This is a genomic window from Ruminiclostridium hungatei, assembly GCF_002051585.1.
Lineage (GTDB): Bacteria > Bacillota > Clostridia > Acetivibrionales > DSM-1351 > Ruminiclostridium > Ruminiclostridium hungatei.
On record NZ_MZGX01000014.1, the window covers coordinates 101,245 to 118,971 of the forward strand.

Below are 17,727 nucleotides of genomic sequence, written 5' to 3' on the forward strand. Positions count from 1 at the left end.
TAAGGTTATTTTGCTGAAACTTCAGTAAAAATATTCATGGAAGCAATAGCCGGGAGTCGTTTGGCATGGGCGGAGGTAGCCGGCACTATTCCGGGCAGCACCCCCCTTTCTTTTTCATTAACTGCATAAACATACAGGCATAAAAGATATAAGGATATATAGGACATAAGGATGGAAAAGGAATAAAAATAAATATTAAGGAGATACAGCAGGTATGAAACAGGACGGTAAATTCCTTTTGATGGACAGGCAGGAGCTGAAAAGCTATATCACCTGCCTTAAAAACGTAAAAAAATTCAGTTGCATCCAGCAGCACCACACGGCTGCGCCCTCCTACAAGGATGTAAAAAACAACAACTTTCAGCTTATGAAAGGTATGGAGGACTACCATGTAAAAACCCTTAAAATGAGTGAGATAGCACAGCATTTCAGCACCTTCCCCGACGGGAGCATCTGCACCGGAAGGCCGCTGACAAAGGATGGGGGAGGATTCTACGGAAATCAGAACCTGAATTCCATAACCATCGAAAATGTAGGAAATTTCGATGTGGATATTATGACAGATGAGCAAAGGGAAAGCATCATACTGCTCAATGCGTTGTTGTGCAGGCGGTTTGACATCACACCCTCTGCAGAAACGCTGCCATACCACTGCTGGGTAAAGAACAAGTCCTGTCCGGGCACCGGGTACTTTGGAGGAAACACGAAGGAAAAGGCTGAGAGCAATTTTATTCCGGCAGTTAAAGCGGAAATTGAAAAACTGAAGGCTTTTGAGGAGGCACTGAAAACAGTTGCTGAAAAAGCCGGAACTTCATATGATTTCTGGCTGAGAAAGAGGGGGATTGATCCCAGCTTTGAAGCCTTGATTATAAAAATAGCAAAAAGTTATGGAGGAAAGCTATATGGATAATATTAATGCTGCTAAAGCAGCAATTGTAGCCGTATTTACGGCCTTGTCGGCATGTTTCGGGTGGTTTGGCTGGCTGGTGGTGATTTTTATAATAAGCATGACCGGCGACTGTCTTACCGGCTTTCTGGCCGCCTTCAAATGCGGAAACTGGGAATCCAGAATAGCAAGGGAAGGCCTTTGGCATAAGATGGGCTGCATAGTAGCGGTGCTTGTTACTGTTATTTTTGACTTTATTATAGGAATTATTATAAACAACCTGCCCAGCATCAATTTCCCGTTCAATTATTCCGTGTTGCTCTGTCCCCTGGCAATGACCTGGTATATATTGACGGAGCTGGGCAGCATAATTGAAAATGCGGGAAAAATGGGGGCTCCGGTGCCGGGTTTTATCAAACAGGCATTGGCACTGTTCAGAGGAACGGTAGCTTCTGCCGGAGACAAGCTTACCCATATGAAGTAGAGCTTCTTCAGGCAATACGGTAAGATTGGGACTCAATTTATAAATAAAAGGATTGTAAAACTCTATCGAGAGTATTATACTTAAATAAGAACATATGTTCGATTTTTGTTCGAGTTCAAATCTGTACTTATCGAGGAGGTAGTAATTAATGGGCAATCAGGAAGGCAGAATGGCAATAGATGAGTTGGTTTGCGGCAGGATATCCAGTATATGCAATAAGGAATGTCTTAAGGACATTTATATAGATATTCAGAATACGCTCATTGAGACAAGAAAGCTATTGGCTGACAATTTGCAGAATGATAAATTACAACTGCTGAACAAATATGATAAGTTGAATAACGATATTTCCGAACTGGTTTACAAGGCACTCTATGTTGAGGGTCTGATTGACGGTATGGATTTCAAGGTGTAATCAGGAATATCCGGATTTGCATACCGCCTCATCAAAATTGCCTGCCGGACAATAGTATAGTAAAATATTAGTACGGTATGAGAGGGCGGTGCAAGCATATGAAATATGATTTTGATGAAATAGTTGACAGGAGCAGAACCGGAGCGGAAAAATATACCGGGCTGGAGAAACTATACGGCAATCCGGAGGCGATACCTTTATGGGTTGCGGATATGGACTTCAAAGCTGCACAGCCCATATTGGATGCAGTAAGGGAACGTACGGAAAACGGTATATTCGGGTACACAGTCAGGCCTGAAAAGTATTACAGTACTGTTTGCTCCTTTCAAAAGAGGCGTAAAAATTGGGATATGGATGAAAAACTTATGAGTGTGAGCCTGGGAGTAGTTCCTTCAATTTGTATGCTTATAAGTGAACTGACTGAGCCGGAGGACAGGATTATCATACAGACACCTGTGTACAGACCGTTTTATAATGCTGTCAGAGATGCGGGAAGAGAGCTGCTGGAGAGTCCTTTGTTGGAATCGGACGGATGCTTTTATATGGATTTTGAGGATATAGAGGAAAAAGCCCGGCAGGGAGCCAGGTATATGATATTGTGCAGCCCGCATAATCCGGTGGGAAGGGTCTGGACAAAAAAAGAGCTGGAAACCCTGGGGGATATATGTATCAGATACGGTGTCAGGGTTATTTCCGATGAAATACATTCCGATCTGGTTTTATGGGGAAACAGGCACATACCCTTTGCTGCTGTTTCAGAGGAAATCAGAAAGCTGACAATTACCTGCATATCGGCTACCAAGACCTTTAACCTTGCAGGACTGCAGAATTCCATTACGGTCTTCCCGGATATTGAGACCAAAAATATCTTTGACAGGGCATGGGGCAGGCTGCATATTGAATGCAGCAACTGTTTCAGTCTGGTGTGCACTCAGGCGGCCTTTGAGCATGGAGAGGAGTGGTTGGAGCAGCTAATAACTTATATTGAAGGGAATGTGAATCTGGTAATGGATTATTTCAGCAGTTTCATACCCCAAATCAAACCTGTGCGTCCGGAAGGAACATATCTTATATGGCTTGACTGCAGGCAGCTTGGCATGACTGGCAGACAACTGACGGATTTCATGGTCAATAAGGCAGGGATTGCCATGAGTGCCGGAACCTATTTCGGGAAAAATGCAGAAGGCTATATGAGGATGAATGTTGCGTGCCCAAGGGCAATAGTCCAAAAGGCGCTGCAGCAGCTTAAAGAGGCTGTAGATGCCCTGGAAGCGTAAAAGGGTATACAAGTATAAAAGTTCCACAAGCATAAGGGGGATTTCACTTAAGGATCAGGATACACAAAAGATAGGATAAGTAAAATTAAATGAAAAATACATTTAAAAAAAGGTATTGCAATTATAAATGATTTATGTTAAATTATAATAGTTGTCAGCGGGAATGAATAAATTCAGTGCTGCAGCATATAATATTATTACATTTATACATCGCGGGATGGAGCAGTTGGTAGCTCGTCGGGCTCATAACCCGAAGGTCGTTGGTTCAAGTCCAGCTCCCGCAACCATGAATATAAAGGCTTTCAGGTAGATTCCTGAGAGCCTTTAGTTTTATTTCGGGCACATTTGGGATAATATCACACAAATTTACAATTTAAACATTTTAACTGTTTCACTATCAATAAATTTAATCAGGATTAAACATTTTCAATAATCGTAAGTAATGGTTAGCTTCACGTAACACATGGTCACCTAATAGTGGAATAATGATAGACCTGACTTTACATTCAAGTATTCCCTGCGTACCTTGGGTCTTGAAATTTTGTAGTTCCAGAGTTGCCTTAAAACTGTTATCTGTAACTTTTGCCAACGGTGGTACAGCCGTATCCATTGCAGCTTTTGCTTCTATAGTCAGCCGGTCAAATTCATTTCCAAAATCATTAGCTTTATTGATTAAATCGTTTTCTGATGGGTCAAGTAAGCCACGTATGAATTTTGCATGCTCTGCCATTTGCCTATTCCAAAATAATTCCTGTTCGTATGCCTCCCGCTCTGTATTTAATTCCTCTTTGCTTTGAAGTTTCCGGACCGTTAGCAGGTATAGTTTTGCTTCACGCGTGATGTGGGTGATCAGCAAGGGATAATTGACCGTAAACATTTTGCAGGATAAAACCTCAGATAAAATATTTGTCTTAAACTGTATTAAGGCAGCAATTAAACGCATTGCATTTTGATTAAGCGCATATACCCTTTTCTCAAGCATGGGGCTGAGCGCTATTGAACCTCCACTCATCAATTCAGCCTCTGCCTGCGTAAGTTCAGTGGGTATCTGTACTCCTGTAAAATAAGAAGTAGCTGCTTCTGCTTTTAGGGTATAGGGGGTTGTTACTTCACCAGACTGAAGCACCTCAGGATTTACAATGCCATTTGAAAGGGAAATTACCTCTCCCAAAAGCATATCAAATTGTTTGCGAAAAGCATCTGCCTGCTGGGTAAAAATGGTGTCCCTTGGTGTAAAACCCGCCTCAAGAAATAATGAGTGTTCCTTCATAATCCTTGCAAAAAATAAATGTAAGCCCAGGGATTGTTTTATAAACTCCATACTTGAAAGCATAGTTCAACCTCCAAAAAACTTTATATTATAATTGTATGTTTGTTTACATAAACTGTTACATCCGGTTCTCTCATTCTTATATGATTACTCTTTCCATTTTGGAATGAGAAATTATTATGGATTAAAGAATGCAGGAAAACAATTAAGACCGAACTTTTTTATTCAGAAATGAGTATTGAAATATCTACAGATAAAAAGGCACAATGCGGATAAATCAAAAAATGTTTATTATCGGATCAGAGTGTGATATTATTGTAAATGAACAAATTGTTCTATAAAATAGTAACAATAGAATGATAATGCTAATCAACAGTACTAATCAACAGTGCTATTTTGTCCGGGCAGGAAAGAGAATACAAGGCCAGAACATCTGTCATTTTGGCCGAAGAGGCGGTTGTTCCATCCCTGCCTTGATAATTTAACCTGCAGTGCTAGTTAATAAAGTCTTGAAGAGACAAGTTTGCTCACGCCAGGACGACTTTAAAGAAATGAGCAGCAGCCAAGCAGCTCTTGCCTGTTTACCACATTTTTAACTAGCACAACGAGTTAATTTAAAATAGCGGAAAGTTATGGAGGGAATAATATGGGAATTATTAATGCTATAAAAGAAGCCATTGCAGCACCGTTTGTCGGTTTATCTTTTGAAGTTGGATGGTTTGGCTGGCTTGTTGCAGTTTTTGGGGCCTGCCTGGCGGGGGATTGGATAACAGGCTCGGCTGCAGCCGCCAAAAACGGTGAATGGAGTTCAAAAATAAGCAGAGAAGGTATATGGCATAAGGCGGGTTGTATAGTTGTTGTCCTGGTGGCTGCTGTCCTGGATAGGGTAATAGGCGGGGTACTCAACAACATACCCGGTATATCCCCACCATTTACATATACCGTATTGCTTTGCCCCATAATATTAGTGTGGTACATACTGACGGAGCTGGGCAGCATTATAGAGAATGCAGGCAAGATGGGTGCACCTGTACCGGGATTCTTGAAAAAAGCTATTGCTTTGATTAAGGGCACTGTTGATGCAGCAGGGGACAAGATAACACAAAGGAAATAAATCTTCCCTGGGGAGGAGCGCTTAGGGCTTGCAAATCAAGGCCTTTATGCAGCACATTGTTTTTGTAGCCATATGAATTTTTTCGGCATATTTTATAACTATAATGTATGGGGCTCAGGGGCAGAAATATGAGAAGAAAGAGATATCTCCGCAAATCAGCCGGTTATAAGTCAAAAGCAGCAAAAACTCAACCTTCTGAAATAGACGAAATCGCACCTGAGAACAGTGTGGGCGCTGATACGGGCGGGACTGGCGATTATCTGCCGGTGGAGGAGAGGGTTTACGATTGTGAGGATTGCTATCAGAGGAAGAATTGCAGCAAATGCAACAAATGCAAACCTGGCTGTGCAGAAATATGCGGCAGATTTGATGAAGAGGATTGTAATTTTGCCTGTGCCAGTGACAAGGAATTATTGATAAGAATATATTGCCTGCTCTTAAACAGAGAACACGGCCTAAAGGCAATTGGGAATAAACTCAAGAAGTCGGAGCTGAACGATGACCTTAAAAACATAAAGTCAATTTCCGACCTTCTGGAGAGGGCGATAGTGGGGCTGGGGGAAACTGCCCTGGGAGCTGTAAAAAAGGCGGTGGATGCTGCGGGAACCATGTCGGATATCACCTCCGGACTGGCCAAAATTGCAGCCAGTTCCACGCAGACAGCAGGTTCGGTTGCACAAACAGCCAGCGGCTTGGCGACCGTGGCAGCGGGTACTGCCGGGACAGCAGGTGGCATAGCCCTTACATCCTCCGCATTGGCGAATACGGCAGCAGCAGGTGCAGCAACCGCCGGAGCGGCAGCAGATATTGCAGCAGAAGGAGCCGGAATTGCTGCGGCAAGCGCAGTTACTACCGGAGCGTTGGTGGACGTGGCAGCAGAAGCAGCGGGAGTGGCAGCGGCAGGAGCTGCAACTGTGGGAGTGGCAGGAGATATAGCGGCAGAAGCGGCCGGCCTGGCAGCGGCAGGAGCTGCAACTGCGGGAGTGGCAGGAGATATAGCGGCAGAAGCGGCCGGCCTGGCAGCAGCCGGGGCAGAAACTGCTGGATTGGCAGGGGACATTGCGGCCGGAGCAGCCGGAACCGCAGCCTCCATATCGGACACCATAGCCGGGATAGCCGGAACGGCGGCGGGTGCAGCAGCCACATCGGCAGCAGTCTCCGGCACAGTGGCTGGCGCGGCGGAAACTGTGGCAGGTGCGGCAGCTACATCGGCAGCGGTATCAAGCACCGTAGCCAGTGTGGCAGCCACCACAGCAGGAACATCGGCTACATCAGCGGCAGCAGAGGGCATAAATATTGAGGCTGTCACCTCCGGACCTGTAGAAGCCCGTTCTGAAACCGATACTGTACAGGTGTGGCTTTTTAACAATGGCAGGGTGCCTTCAAAGGTTGCTGATGTGCTTATATTTGATCTTACGGTCAGCCCAAAAACCAGGTATTATGTGCAAAGTTCCGCCGTACCTGCCAGTAGCTCGGTTTATTTCGCCATTGCTCCGGTGCCGGCTTCATATGAAGTACAGGTACAGGGACTCACCGATGGTTTGCATGCATATGCGGTAGCCTTGGACGGGGCAGAGATGAAGATGGATACCGTAAAACCCAGAGAAGCCGGTATATTGTGTATTTATCCCTGAAGGACGATATTAATTCTATTTTGCAGGTTTTGGATATATAATAATTAAGAATAAACACCTGATTTATGAATAGTAAACTGCTTTATGAAATATTCCGGAGGTGCGCAATATGGAACTGGCTACACAGCGTGTTAACTACAGACTTTTTGAGAAAGCAGACTTTGACCTGTTTTATGCTGTTTTTTCTGATAAGGAAATAATGAGATATGCCTGGATTGATGAAATTCTCAGCCGGGAAAAAATGCTGGCTTTCTTTGAAGATTTTCTTAGCGTCGGACATATGCCCAACAAAAACAACTCTTACGCGTTTGCGGCTTTTTCCAGGGGAAATGGCCGTTTTGCGGGCTTTGCGGATATTCAACTGCATTCTCACAATGAAAACGGCGGCTGCGGAGAAATAGGGTACTTTCTGATGCAGGAGTTCTGGGGAAAAGGATATGCCACAGAGTTTGCCGGGGCCATGACGGATTTTGGCTTTGAAAGCCTGAAGCTCCACAAAGTTTGTGCCAGATGTAATGCCAACAACCTGAAATCAGAGAACATAATGAAAAAACTTGGAATGACAAAGGAAGGGGAGCTGAGAAAAGTAAGGTATAAAGGCGGAAGCTGGGATGATGAAAAGTACTATGGGATTCTCCGGGAGGAATGGCTGGCCCGAAGGCAGCAAGCTACTCTTTGATACCTCCGGTACACTTTGGACATATCCCAAGGAACTCCAGGCTATGCCCTGTTATGATAAAGCCGGTCCGGCGTATCAAGGTCTCTTCCATACATGTCAGAGGACAATCATCAATGGATATGGTTTCACTGCACATGGTGCACACAAGCTGATGCTTGTGCTGATGATTGTTGAACTGGTAATATGTTTTTCCGTCCTGGCTCAGATTCTTTAAAAGTATACCCTTGTCAGACAGCGTTCCCAGCGTACGATAGGCAGTAGAAAGGCTCATTTGAACCTCCTTTGCAACTATGGAATAAACTTCCTCTGCCGTCATGGGACCAGAAGAAGCGTCCAGGATATTCAGTATGGCAAGACGGTTCTTTGTTGTTTTCAGATCTGAAGCTTTCAAGATATCTTCTCTCATGGAGACATTCCTTTCAATTGTAAATGGCTGAAGCAGAGCAATCTTCATATGTTAATATATATCACTTCGATTTTTATATGTCAATCAACAATTTAAGGAGGCAGGTGCAGTATTTTATCAGCATGTATTCTGATTTTCCGGAATATTATCTTACTATATAAGTAATACGGGGGCAGAAAATGGCTGTAAAAATAGATATTGTTGCAGGTTTTCCCGGGGCAGGAAAAACCACCTTTGTTAAAAAGATCATTAAGGAACAGCTGCACCGTGAAAGACTGGCAGTAATTCAAAATGAATTTGGTGACATAAGTATAGACGCCGCAATTCTTAAATGCCCGGGAATAGATATAAAGGGAGTTGCTGTAGGAGGTGCATGCTGTTCTCCTTACGGGAATCTTTCCTCGGCATTAAAGGAGGCCCTGGCAAAAAATGCTCCCGACAGGGTGATAATCGAGACTTCCGGTATTGACAGGCTTTCCGCGGTTCTGGAAGCCTGCCGGCAGATAGCCCGGAAAATGGACGGCGGAATCAACATATGTGCCACAGTTGTAGATGCTGTCAAATATAAAATGTATTCAGACGGCTTCGGGGAACTTTATAAGGAGCAGATAATAAACGCTAAAACCATAGTACTGAGCCGCACGCAATTTGTGGACCAGCACAGGCTGGCCGATTTGGTAAGGGATATCCGAAGTAAAAATCTGAGGGCGGATATTGTTACTACTCCTTGGAACAGGTTTTTAGGAAGGCAGATGGTTACAACGGCGGAAGGGGCGGCAGAAGGCCTTGCGCAAAGCCGCATCAGATTAAAGATAAAATGCTACAACCCTGACCTGAACGAAAGGCAAGCCATAGCCCACCAGAATTATGACTCCGGCTGCAGCTGTAATACCTTGCCGGAGGTCCAGTTCCAGCCTGTATTTGAAAGCTGGGGGGTGGAAACTCCCAGGAACTTCAGCAGGGCAGACATTGAAAATATATTGCGCCTGGTGGCGAATGACAATTATGGCAGGATATTAAGGGCAAAGGGAATATTGCCTGCAAAGAGGGAAAGCTGGCTGCACTTTGACTATGTACCCGGAGAGATGGAGGTCGGGCCGATTGCTCCGGATAATACAGGAAGAATAAGCGTTATGGGAGAAAGGCTTGACACGTCCCGGTTATCCAGGCTTTTCAATGTTCAGTGAAACCTTCCCGGTCCTGATAAGTTCAAGATTTTTTGAAATCAGCGCCATCCTCTGCTGTACACAGGCATAGCTCCTGAGAGGGTCCTCCGGAGTATTCATCACGTAATCCAGCATTTTGTCCACTGTGGTGGCAGCCACGTGGCAGCGGGTGTCGGAGGAGGCGTAATAAATCAAGATTTCTCCGCTGCGTCTGGCAACTGCACCGTTGCAGAATATTACGTTGGATACATCTCCAAGACGTTCTTCCCCCACGGGTGCTATCAAATAGCCTCCCGGACGCTTTATAACCTGTTCCGGCCTGCTCAGCTCCGACAAAAAGGCGTAAACCACATAGCGCAGTCCGGCAGCAGTGTTGCGTACACCATGGGCAATGTGAAGCCAGCCTGCGGCTGTCTTTATTGGAGCCGGGCCCTGGCCGTTCTTGACTTCCTTGATTGTGTGATACTCCTTGCATTCCATAAGGATTTCTTCCCCGATATATGCATTTTCCATGGAGTCAGTATAGCCAAAACCAATTCCTCCGCCTTCTCCCGTTTCGATAAAGCCATCCTGGGGTCTGGTATATAGAGCATATTTTCCGTTTATAAACTCAGGATGGAGCACCACGTTGCGCTGCTGGGCAGAGGTGGTCTTCAGGTCGGGCAGGCGCTCCCAGCTTTTCAGGTCCTTTGTTCTTGCAATTCCGCATGCCGCAACAGCACTTGAAGTATCTCCAAAGGGTGCGGCGGGATCTTTTCTTTCGGTGCAGAAAAGGCCGTATATCCAGCCGTCTTCATGCTTTACCAGCCTCATGTCATATATGTTTACATCAGGCTGTTCAGTTTCGGGCATGACTACGGGATAATCCCGGAATTTAAAGCCGTCTATTCCGTTTTCACTTTCTGCAACTGCAAAAAATGACTTTCTGTCATTTCCCTCCACCCGTACCACCAGGTGAACTTTACCATCCAATTCAAGGGCTCCGGGGTTGAAGGCGCAGTTTACACCGAGGCGCTCCATAAGATACGGGTTTGCGTTCCTGTCCAGATCATACCTCCAGAAAAGGGGGGTGTGTTCACTTGTGATTACGGGATATTGATACCTGTCAAAAATACCATTGCCGCCTTCCAGTCTGTTATTTTTTCTTTTAACCAGGCAGTTGTGCTGCTGAACCAGATATTTCAATCTCTCATCGAAGAGCATTATAATTCCTCCTATGCAAATAAAGCTTCATTATCTGCTGCGATTTTTGATAACCTTTCCAACATTTCAAAACACATGCGGCTGTTGTGATAAGGACATTTCCAGGGGCCGACCTTTTCCGTATGGATTACCCTGGAGCCGTCTGCGGTTGTTCCCCAGAACCATTCACCATGCCTGCCGTCAATTAAGTGGGAGCTGATAAAGCTCCATACATTACAGGCCTCTCGAAGAAAGGAAACCAACCCCGACAATTGATAGGCATTTGTGAAGCCCACTACGGCTTCCGCCTGTGCCCACCATTCCTTGAAGTCCTTCAGGATTCCATTCTTTCTTTCATAAAAAAGCCCGCCGTTTATTTTATCAATACCGTCCGAAAACACCTTTTTTGCCATAAGCACTGAGGTTACTCTTACCTTGACCAGAAGCGCCTCGTTTCCAAGCACTTCCGCAGCCTCATATAACAGCCAACTGCCTTCTATATCGTGACCATATGAAACGGCCTTTGAAAGAGGAATCCAGTAATTGTCGAAATAAAGCCTGAACTGAAAGGTAAGCGGGTCGATTATATGGTCAATAGTAATATCTATGAGCTCCCTGAGGCTGCCGGCAAGTTTTTCGCTCTTCCACACCCTGTACAGGTTTGTGTATGCCTCCAGGACATGGAGATGTGTATTCATTGATTTTGGTGCATTCATATCACTGTAGCTCAACCGGGTATTGCTGATAGGAGACCAGTCCTTTGCAAAAGCCTCCAGATAGCCCTTGTTTACAGGATCACGGCTGTGGGTCTCCAGTGCGTGGTACAGCTCGATGGCATGCTGGAGGCTTTCCTTTTTTCCTGTTGCCCTGTAAAATTCCGACAGGGCATATATTGCAAAAGCTATAGAGTAGGTTTGCTTTTTGGTATCCACCGGATTACCCTTGAAATCCAGCATCCAGTAAACTCCTGAGTACTTTTGGTCGATAAAGTTTCTCACTGTGTAGTTATAGGCTCTTTCAGCCATCATGAGATATTTCTCATCGCCATAGTGCCGGTAGGCGGCAGCATATGTCCAAAGTATCCTGAAATTAAGGACAGATGCCTTATTGTGGCTTGTATCGACAATCAGATCATTTGAAATGTATCCATAAAAGCCTCCGTTGTCAAAATCCAAAGAATGCTCCAGCCAAAATTTGAGAATATTGTTTGTCAACTCTGAGCGCATAGAATTTAACAGGTTTTTAATTTCCAGAGCCATAGCAATCATCAGCCTCCAGTCCAAAAGAATATAAGCTAAAATAATCGGGTCAATACTATCTATATTCTTCAGCATCTCCTGCCAATAACTCCGAATTGGCTTTGATATAGCTGATTAAATCCTCTGCACATGTGTATGCCAGTGCTGAGTAAGTGTCTGCAGCGCCATAATATATTGCAATTCTTCCGGTAGCCGCATCCGACAAAGCTGCACAGGGAAAGACCACATTGGGGACAAAGCCCGAGGTTTCGTAGGGTTTTTCCGGGGTCAGCAGATAATCCCGGGTGCGGTATAAAACCCGGGAGGGATTGTCTATGTCAAGTATGGCTGCCCCGAAGCTGTAGACAAAGCCGTTGCAGGTGCCTGAAACACCATGATAAAAAAGCAGCCACCCTTCGGAGGTCTCTATGGGAACTGCGCCGGCCCCGATCTTTACACTTTGCCACCAGCCCGAGCCGCCTTTCTGCATTATTCTTCTGTGTCTGCCCCAGTGTACCAGGTCGGGACTTTCGCTGAGAAAGATGTCTCCAAAGGGGGTATGTCCGCTGTCGCTTGGTCTGCTGAGCAGGAGAAACTTGCCGTTTATTCTTCTGGGAAATAGGACACCGTTCCGGTTAAATGGAATAAACGGGTTCTCCAGCCGTATAAAGGTCCTGAAATCCCTGGTCATCCCTAAACCCAGTGCAGCTCCCCCGAAATCCGTGCACCATATTATGTAGTATATCCCCTCCACTTCAACAAGTCTCGGGTCATATGAATAATTGGGCTCATAGGGTTTTCCGGACTGATCAAGCCAATGTATCGGGTCATCTTCAATTTTCCAATTTATGGCATCCTGGCTGAAGCCAATGTGAATCCGGGCTTTGCCATCCTTGTGGTCGGCTCTGAAAACGCCTGCAAAACCATCACCCCAAGGTATTACCGAACTGTTATATACCCTGGCGGTGCTGGGAGTCGGATTCCAGCCGATAATCGGATTTCCGGAATGTCTCCATACAATTCCGCTGAAACCGTGGGGTTTATCCTCCCAGGGGATGTTTTTTAACGCTTTTCCTATAATTTTCATTATTCAGGTCTCCCTATTGCTGTAATATTACAAAATATCATGGGCTTAAATATTTATTCCAGGATATGGTATTACATGTAATATTATTTTACTGCATTACACATTAAATGTAAAGCAAAAAGTAATGTATTCGTAATATTATTTTTTGCTTTGAATAATACTTTTTTTATGCTATAATTCAATAGATTATTATTAAAGTGGAGGAAGTATGCCAAAAAAGGTTACAATGGATTCCATTGCTCTAAAGCTGGGCATTTCAAAAAACACAGTTTCGCTTGCCTTGAGGGGTATGCCGGGAATAAGTGAAGCTACAAGGAAAAATATCGAGGCTGCGGCTGAAAGCATGGGATATGTATATAAAAATAGCACCAGACAGCAGCAGACCCGCAATCTCTGCCTGGTAATTGCAAAGAGCACCCGGGATTCCATAGGATTTTTCAGCTTTATCCAGGTAGGCATAGAGGATGAGGCCAAAAAGAATAATTTTAATACAATAATCCATTACTATGACGAAAACCATGAGACGTTTGAAATGCCCAATTGTGTGAGGGACGGCCTGGTCTCCGGCATAATTACCCTTGGAAGAATAGCACGGAAGACAATAAATGAGATAATAAACTATAAGCTGCCGGTGGTCATGGTGGATAATTATTTCGATGATCTGGATATGGACTGCATACTCACCGACAATCAGTGCGGCGGATACCTCGCCGCACAATATCTTATAAAATCGGGGCATGAAAAGCTCGGTTTTCTAGGCGACATATCTGCGTCTGTCAGCTTTTACGACAGGTATCAGGGATATCTGAAGGCCATGGGGGAACATGACCTTGAAGCCGCACACGAATACTCCGTTACAAATTGCACCCTTGAGAGCATGAAGAAAGATGATATAGTTCTGACAATCAGAGAGATGCAAAAAAGGATGGGCTTGCCCACGGCGTTTTTTTGCTGTAATGATGCTGAAGCCTTAATATTAATGAAGGTTTTATTAAAAATGGGTATATCCATACCGGGAGAGGTCTCAATTGTAGGCTTTGATGATATAGAAACCTCCCGCAGCGTGACACCGGGGCTGACGACCATGAGAGTCCAGAAGGAGTTGATGGGAAGGAAAGCCGTGTGCAAATTGTTGAAGAAAATGGACAGCCCTGAAGAAATAACGGAAAAGATACTTCTTTCTGCAAGAATTGTGGAAAGGCAATCTGTAAAAGTCTTGAGGGGGTGATTTTATTCAGATACTTGTAGATGCGGATGCATGTCCCGTCAAGGATATAATATTAAAGCATGCCAGAAAACGCAGCGTTCCTGTTACCATGGTAATTGATACCAGCCATGAATTATTTGACGGATACAGCAAAATCATCACAGTGGACAAGGCAAGGGACAGTGTGGATATCAAGCTTGTCAATCTGCTGAAAAAAGGAGATATCGTGGTGACCCAGGACTATGGGGTGGCTGCAATGGGATTGGGAAAGGGAGCCAGGGTTTTAAACCAGAACGGGCTCATATATTCCGACAGCAATATTGACAGACTGCTGTTTGAGAGACATTTGGGGCAAAAGGTGCGCAGGGCCGGAGGCCGGACGGGCACCATGAAAAAACGGACGAAAGAAAATGATGAAGCATTTGAAAAGGCACTGGAGAGCCTGCTGGAAGTACAGGAGCAAACCGGAGGCCGGTAAGGGGAGCAGTGCCGTCAACCGGCGGCATAGACGGATTTCAGCAGGAACAAAACACAGTGTATCAGGAGAGGCTGCTATGGAGAGGATTAAAACAGGCAAGTACAGGCATTTTAAAGGTAACGAGTATAGAGTCCTTCATATTGCAAAGCACAGTGAAACCCTTGAGGATATGGTGGTGTACGCGGCTTTGTATGGACGGCAGGGTGTATGGGTAAGACCTGCTTCCATGTGGAATGAGGTGGTTGAAAGGGATGGGCTGGCCTTCAGGCGTTTTGAATATATTGGAGAATGAAAAGTGAAATTATGGAGGTAGATTATGGACTTGAATGCAAAAGCGATACTTGATAAAAGAATAGCCAAAACCATGAAGAATCTTGAGAGAAACAATATGCAGGCCCATTATGTGGAAACCAGGGCCGCCGCTGTCGAGAAGGTAAAGGAACTTTTAAAGGACGGGGATACGGTTGGAGTAGGCGGTGCCCAGACACTGTTCGAATGCGGAATAATTGATGTGCTCCGCTCGGGAAATTACAAATTTTTGGACAGGTATGCCGAGGGCCTGACCGGCGGGCAGCTTAACCAGGTGTTTATAGAGTCCTTCTCTGCGGACTCGTATATATGCAGTGCGAATGCTATAACGGAAAACGGGGAATTATATAATGTTGATGGCAATTCTAACCGTGTTGCCGCAATTTGCTTCGGACCAAAATCCGTAATAATAATTGCAGGCCGCAACAAGCTGGTAAAGAATTTGGAGGCGGCAATCACCAGGGTAAAAACCTTTGCTGCTCCGTCAAATGCCGCGCGGCTTTCCTGCAGGACCTATTGCAATGAAAAGGGTGAGTGCATGGCTTTGAGCCAAAACGCTGATGAAATGGCAAGCGGATGTTCCAGTCCGGAAAGGATATGCTGCAATTATGTTGTTTCGGCATATCAGCGGCATAAGGACAGGATAAAGGTGATTCTGGTGGGAGAAGAAATCGGGTATTAATCTGGAGGTCTTATGGTAGTATCAGCACTGACAATGAAACTCTATGCGCCGGAATGTCATTCTCTGAAGGACAAGAGGATGATTGTCAAAAGTCTCATTCAAAAAACCAGAAACAGGTTCAACGTTTCAATAGCTGAAACGGATGAACAGGATTTCTGCCAAACTATTGTAATAGGTGCAGCCTGTGTTTCCCACAGCAGGACTCAAGCCAACACCGTTCTCGACCAAGTAATGCGCTTTATTGAAGAAAATACCCAAGCGGAGATAGTGGATTATCTGTATGAGGAACGCTGACTTCCCGTGGGTATTTCGGTTCTATTGTTTATTTAGCCGTTTTTTTACGTCCAGGGCCAGAGCGGGGTAATTTGTGATTATTGCGTTTACCTCCTCCTTGTACATCCAGGTCATATGCTCCTGCGTATTTACTGTCCAGGGATGAACCATTATGCCGTTTTCTCTGCACTTTCTCACAGTTCCCGGTACGGCCAGGGTATAGTAAAAAGGATGCACGGCCTCTGCCGCTATCCGGAGGGCATACAACTGAGGGTCCACAAGGGCTTCAGTGTATAGCAGCCCTATGGGAATAGCGCGGTCTATTTTTTTGATCAGCATCAGGCTGTGATGGTTAAAGGAAGAATACAGGACTCTCTTTTTCATTCCCATATCTGAAACAAGTCTGATTGCTTTTTCTTCAATCCCTTCATAGGTTACCAGCCCTGACTTTAACTCGATATTAACCGTCAGCCTGGTGCCTTTAACAAAATGGAGCACCTCCTCAAGGGTAGGAATCCTTATATTTCTGTAACCGTCCATATGGTTTGAAAAGTCATAGGTCAGCAATTCCTTCAGCGTCATGTCAATAATCCTGCCGCTGCCGTTTGAACACCTGTCGATGGTCTCGTCGTGTGCGACTACCAGGTGTCCGTCCCTGGTCATATGTATATCCAGCTCAATACCGTCAGCCTGTTGACGGTTTGCAAGTCTGAAGGCCTCCATGGAATTTTCCGGGGCCTGAGCCGAAGCTCCCCTGTGGGCCCAAATGAGTGTATTCATTTAAATTTCGCCTCCTCCGGATATTAATTTAAATTTGGCAAATAAATAATTCAGTACAGCATATTTTTTTTAATTATCTGTTTGAACAGTTCGAACAGAACTTCAGAAGTTTCAAGTACATTTGTTTTGGGTAAATCTATGCTATAAGTAATATAGTAAAAAGGATGTGAAATTATGATAATAAATCCAAATAAAGCTTTTTCAGAAATATGGCTGGCCGGCGGCTGCTTTTGGGGAGTTGAGGCCTTTGTGAAAAATGTGCCCGGGGTAATTCATACAGAGGTGGGCTATGCAAACGGGCGCACGGAGAATCCTACCTACGAAGATGTTTGCCACAGGGATACAGGGCATGCTGAGACTGTATATGTAAAATACAATCCCCGCAGAATATCCCTGAGCACTCTGCTGGATTACTTTTTCAGGATAATTGACCCCACAACTCTCAACAGGCAGGGGCATGATGTGGGAGTCCAGTACAGGACCGGAATATACTATAAAAATCCGGCAGACAGGAATGCAATAGAAGAATTTATAGATAACAGGCAGAAAGAATACTCCAAAAAGATTTTAACCGAAGTGCTTCCCATTGAAAATTTTTTCAGGGCTGAAGAGTACCATCAGGAGTATCTTGATAAAAACCCCAACGGCTATTGCCACATAGACCTTTCATTAATTAACAGCCTTAAGCGGGAGGCGGGCAGAAAGGTAGACAAGTCCGGATATTCCAGGCCGGAGGATGAAATACTGAAGAAGGAGCTGAGCAGAGAACAGTATGAGGTTGTCCGCAATAAGGCAACGGAAGCGCCTTATGAAAACGAGTTCTGGGACAGCAAAAAGAAGGGCATATACGTGGATATAGCAACAGGAGAGCCTTTGTTTGTCTCAACCGACAAGTTTGATTCAGGCTGTGGCTGGCCCAGTTTCACACGACCCATTGAGGATGAGGTCATTGAGTATAAAGAGGATGAAAGCCATGGCATGTATAGAACCGAGGTGGTCAGCAGGGTAGGTAAAAGCCATCTGGGACATGTATTCGAGGATGGCCCTGCCCATGCGGGAGGATTGAGGTATTGCATCAACAGTGCAGCCTTAAAATTTATACCTGTAGAGAAAATGGAAAAGGAAGGCTATGGGGATTTTATACCCCTGGTAAGATAAAA

The 17,727-nt window shown here is 44.9% G+C and carries 20 protein-coding genes and 1 tRNA gene; 15 read left to right on the forward strand and 6 right to left on the reverse strand.

Annotated elements, in window-relative coordinates; all coding sequences use genetic code 11:
- Window positions 1-214 precede the first annotated feature (214 nt).
- The 5 genes from CLHUN_RS11575 to CLHUN_RS11595 all read left to right on the forward strand — a co-directional run bounded on the left by CLHUN_RS11575 (window position 215) and on the right by CLHUN_RS11595 (window position 3,349).
- Window positions 215-910 carry a peptidoglycan recognition protein family protein gene (locus tag CLHUN_RS11575; protein ID WP_080064754.1) on the forward strand — a complete coding sequence of 232 codons (696 nt, stop codon included), beginning with the start codon at window positions 215-217 and terminating at the stop codon, window positions 908-910.
- Window positions 903-1,370, forward strand: a complete 468-nt coding sequence (locus tag CLHUN_RS11580; RefSeq protein ID WP_080064755.1) for a phage holin family protein — start codon at window positions 903-905, stop codon at window positions 1,368-1,370. Before CLHUN_RS11575 ends, CLHUN_RS11580 begins: the two co-directional genes overlap by 8 nt.
- A gap of 148 nt (window positions 1,371-1,518) precedes the next feature.
- The gene (locus tag CLHUN_RS11585; RefSeq protein WP_080064756.1) at window positions 1,519-1,785 is read left to right on the forward strand and encodes a hypothetical protein; all 267 of its coding nucleotides are present in this window, start codon (window positions 1,519-1,521) and stop codon (window positions 1,783-1,785) included.
- Window positions 1,786-1,883: 98 nt separating this feature from the next.
- Complete coding sequence (locus CLHUN_RS11590) at window positions 1,884-3,062, forward strand: MalY/PatB family protein (protein WP_080064757.1); 1,179 nt, start codon at window positions 1,884-1,886, stop codon at window positions 3,060-3,062.
- Between the two features lie 211 nt (window positions 3,063-3,273).
- Window positions 3,274-3,349, forward strand: a tRNA-Met gene (locus tag CLHUN_RS11595).
- Window positions 3,350-3,468: 119 nt separating this feature from the next.
- On the opposite strand, the gene CLHUN_RS11600 is transcribed toward CLHUN_RS11595, so the two are convergent.
- Window positions 3,469-4,395 carry a DUF2935 domain-containing protein gene (locus CLHUN_RS11600; RefSeq protein WP_080064758.1) on the reverse strand — a complete coding sequence of 309 codons (927 nt, stop codon included), beginning with the start codon at window positions 4,393-4,395 and terminating at the stop codon, window positions 3,469-3,471.
- Window positions 4,396-4,978: 583 nt separating this feature from the next.
- On the opposite strand from CLHUN_RS11600, the gene CLHUN_RS11605 reads away from it, so the two are divergent.
- From CLHUN_RS11605 to CLHUN_RS11615, 3 genes are all read left to right on the forward strand, one after another.
- Window positions 4,979-5,446 (forward strand): phage holin family protein, encoded by a 468-nt coding sequence (locus tag CLHUN_RS11605; protein ID WP_080064759.1) that lies wholly within the window; start codon window positions 4,979-4,981, stop codon window positions 5,444-5,446.
- 128 nt (window positions 5,447-5,574) lie between these two features.
- The gene (locus tag CLHUN_RS11610) at window positions 5,575-7,080 is read left to right on the forward strand and encodes a hypothetical protein (RefSeq protein WP_080064760.1); all 1,506 of its coding nucleotides are present in this window, start codon (window positions 5,575-5,577) and stop codon (window positions 7,078-7,080) included.
- Between the two features lie 109 nt (window positions 7,081-7,189).
- Window positions 7,190-7,759 carry a GNAT family N-acetyltransferase gene (locus CLHUN_RS11615; RefSeq protein ID WP_080064761.1) on the forward strand — a complete coding sequence of 190 codons (570 nt, stop codon included), beginning with the start codon at window positions 7,190-7,192 and terminating at the stop codon, window positions 7,757-7,759.
- Here CLHUN_RS11615 and CLHUN_RS11620 read toward each other — a convergent pair.
- Window positions 7,749-8,165, reverse strand: coding sequence for a Fur family transcriptional regulator (locus tag CLHUN_RS11620; RefSeq protein ID WP_080064762.1), 417 nt, complete (start codon window positions 8,163-8,165; stop codon window positions 7,749-7,751). The two genes, CLHUN_RS11615 and CLHUN_RS11620, sit on opposite strands and share 11 nt — an antisense overlap.
- Window positions 8,166-8,344: 179 nt before the next feature.
- On the opposite strand from CLHUN_RS11620, the gene CLHUN_RS11625 reads away from it, so the two are divergent.
- Entirely contained in the window at window positions 8,345-9,352 is a 1,008-nt protein-coding gene (locus tag CLHUN_RS11625) for a CobW family GTP-binding protein (protein WP_080064763.1), read from the forward strand.
- On the opposite strand, the gene CLHUN_RS11630 is transcribed toward CLHUN_RS11625, so the two are convergent.
- Genes CLHUN_RS11630 through CLHUN_RS11640 form a run of 3 tightly spaced genes read right to left on the reverse strand, consistent with a single transcriptional unit; the run spans window position 9,326 to window position 12,838 of the window.
- A complete protein-coding gene (locus CLHUN_RS11630; protein WP_080064764.1) occupies window positions 9,326-10,534 on the reverse strand; it encodes a glycoside hydrolase family 130 protein in 1,209 nt (402 codons plus the stop codon). The two genes, CLHUN_RS11625 and CLHUN_RS11630, sit on opposite strands and share 27 nt — an antisense overlap.
- A gap of 11 nt (window positions 10,535-10,545) precedes the next feature.
- Complete coding sequence (locus tag CLHUN_RS11635; RefSeq protein WP_242656505.1) at window positions 10,546-11,847, reverse strand: AGE family epimerase/isomerase; 1,302 nt, start codon at window positions 11,845-11,847, stop codon at window positions 10,546-10,548.
- Window positions 11,828-12,838 (reverse strand): glycoside hydrolase family 130 protein, encoded by a 1,011-nt coding sequence (locus CLHUN_RS11640; RefSeq protein ID WP_080064765.1) that lies wholly within the window; start codon window positions 12,836-12,838, stop codon window positions 11,828-11,830. The genes CLHUN_RS11635 and CLHUN_RS11640 overlap by 20 nt, the downstream gene beginning before the upstream one ends.
- 208 nt (window positions 12,839-13,046) lie before the next feature.
- Here CLHUN_RS11640 and CLHUN_RS11645 point away from each other — a divergent pair, with 208 nt between their 5' ends.
- The 5 genes from CLHUN_RS11645 to CLHUN_RS11665 all read left to right on the forward strand — a co-directional run bounded on the left by CLHUN_RS11645 (window position 13,047) and on the right by CLHUN_RS11665 (window position 15,808).
- Window positions 13,047-14,066, forward strand: coding sequence for a LacI family DNA-binding transcriptional regulator (locus CLHUN_RS11645; RefSeq protein ID WP_080064766.1), 1,020 nt, complete (start codon window positions 13,047-13,049; stop codon window positions 14,064-14,066).
- A 4-nt stretch (window positions 14,067-14,070) separates the two neighbouring features.
- Window positions 14,071-14,523 carry a YaiI/YqxD family protein gene (locus CLHUN_RS11650; protein ID WP_080064767.1) on the forward strand — a complete coding sequence of 151 codons (453 nt, stop codon included), beginning with the start codon at window positions 14,071-14,073 and terminating at the stop codon, window positions 14,521-14,523.
- Window positions 14,524-14,599: 76 nt separating this feature from the next.
- Window positions 14,600-14,815: a DUF1653 domain-containing protein gene (locus CLHUN_RS11655; protein WP_080064768.1), complete on the forward strand. Its 216-nt coding sequence runs from the start codon at window positions 14,600-14,602 to the stop codon at window positions 14,813-14,815.
- A 24-nt stretch (window positions 14,816-14,839) separates the two neighbouring features.
- Window positions 14,840-15,514 (forward strand): lactate utilization protein, encoded by a 675-nt coding sequence (locus CLHUN_RS11660; RefSeq protein ID WP_080064769.1) that lies wholly within the window; start codon window positions 14,840-14,842, stop codon window positions 15,512-15,514.
- 12 nt (window positions 15,515-15,526) lie between these two features.
- A complete protein-coding gene (locus CLHUN_RS11665; protein WP_080064770.1) occupies window positions 15,527-15,808 on the forward strand; it encodes a DUF503 domain-containing protein in 282 nt (93 codons plus the stop codon).
- Window positions 15,809-15,829: 21 nt separating this feature from the next.
- On the opposite strand, the gene CLHUN_RS11670 is transcribed toward CLHUN_RS11665, so the two are convergent.
- On the reverse strand, window positions 15,830-16,567 hold the full coding sequence (locus CLHUN_RS11670) for a glycerophosphodiester phosphodiesterase (RefSeq protein ID WP_080064771.1): 738 nt from the start codon (window positions 16,565-16,567) through the stop codon (window positions 15,830-15,832).
- A gap of 174 nt (window positions 16,568-16,741) precedes the next feature.
- Between CLHUN_RS11670 and msrB the strand changes: the two genes are divergently transcribed.
- On the forward strand, window positions 16,742-17,725 hold the full coding sequence (gene msrB / locus CLHUN_RS11675; RefSeq protein ID WP_207559160.1) for a peptide-methionine (R)-S-oxide reductase MsrB: 984 nt from the start codon (window positions 16,742-16,744) through the stop codon (window positions 17,723-17,725).
- The last annotated feature ends 2 nt before the right edge of the window (window positions 17,726-17,727 follow it).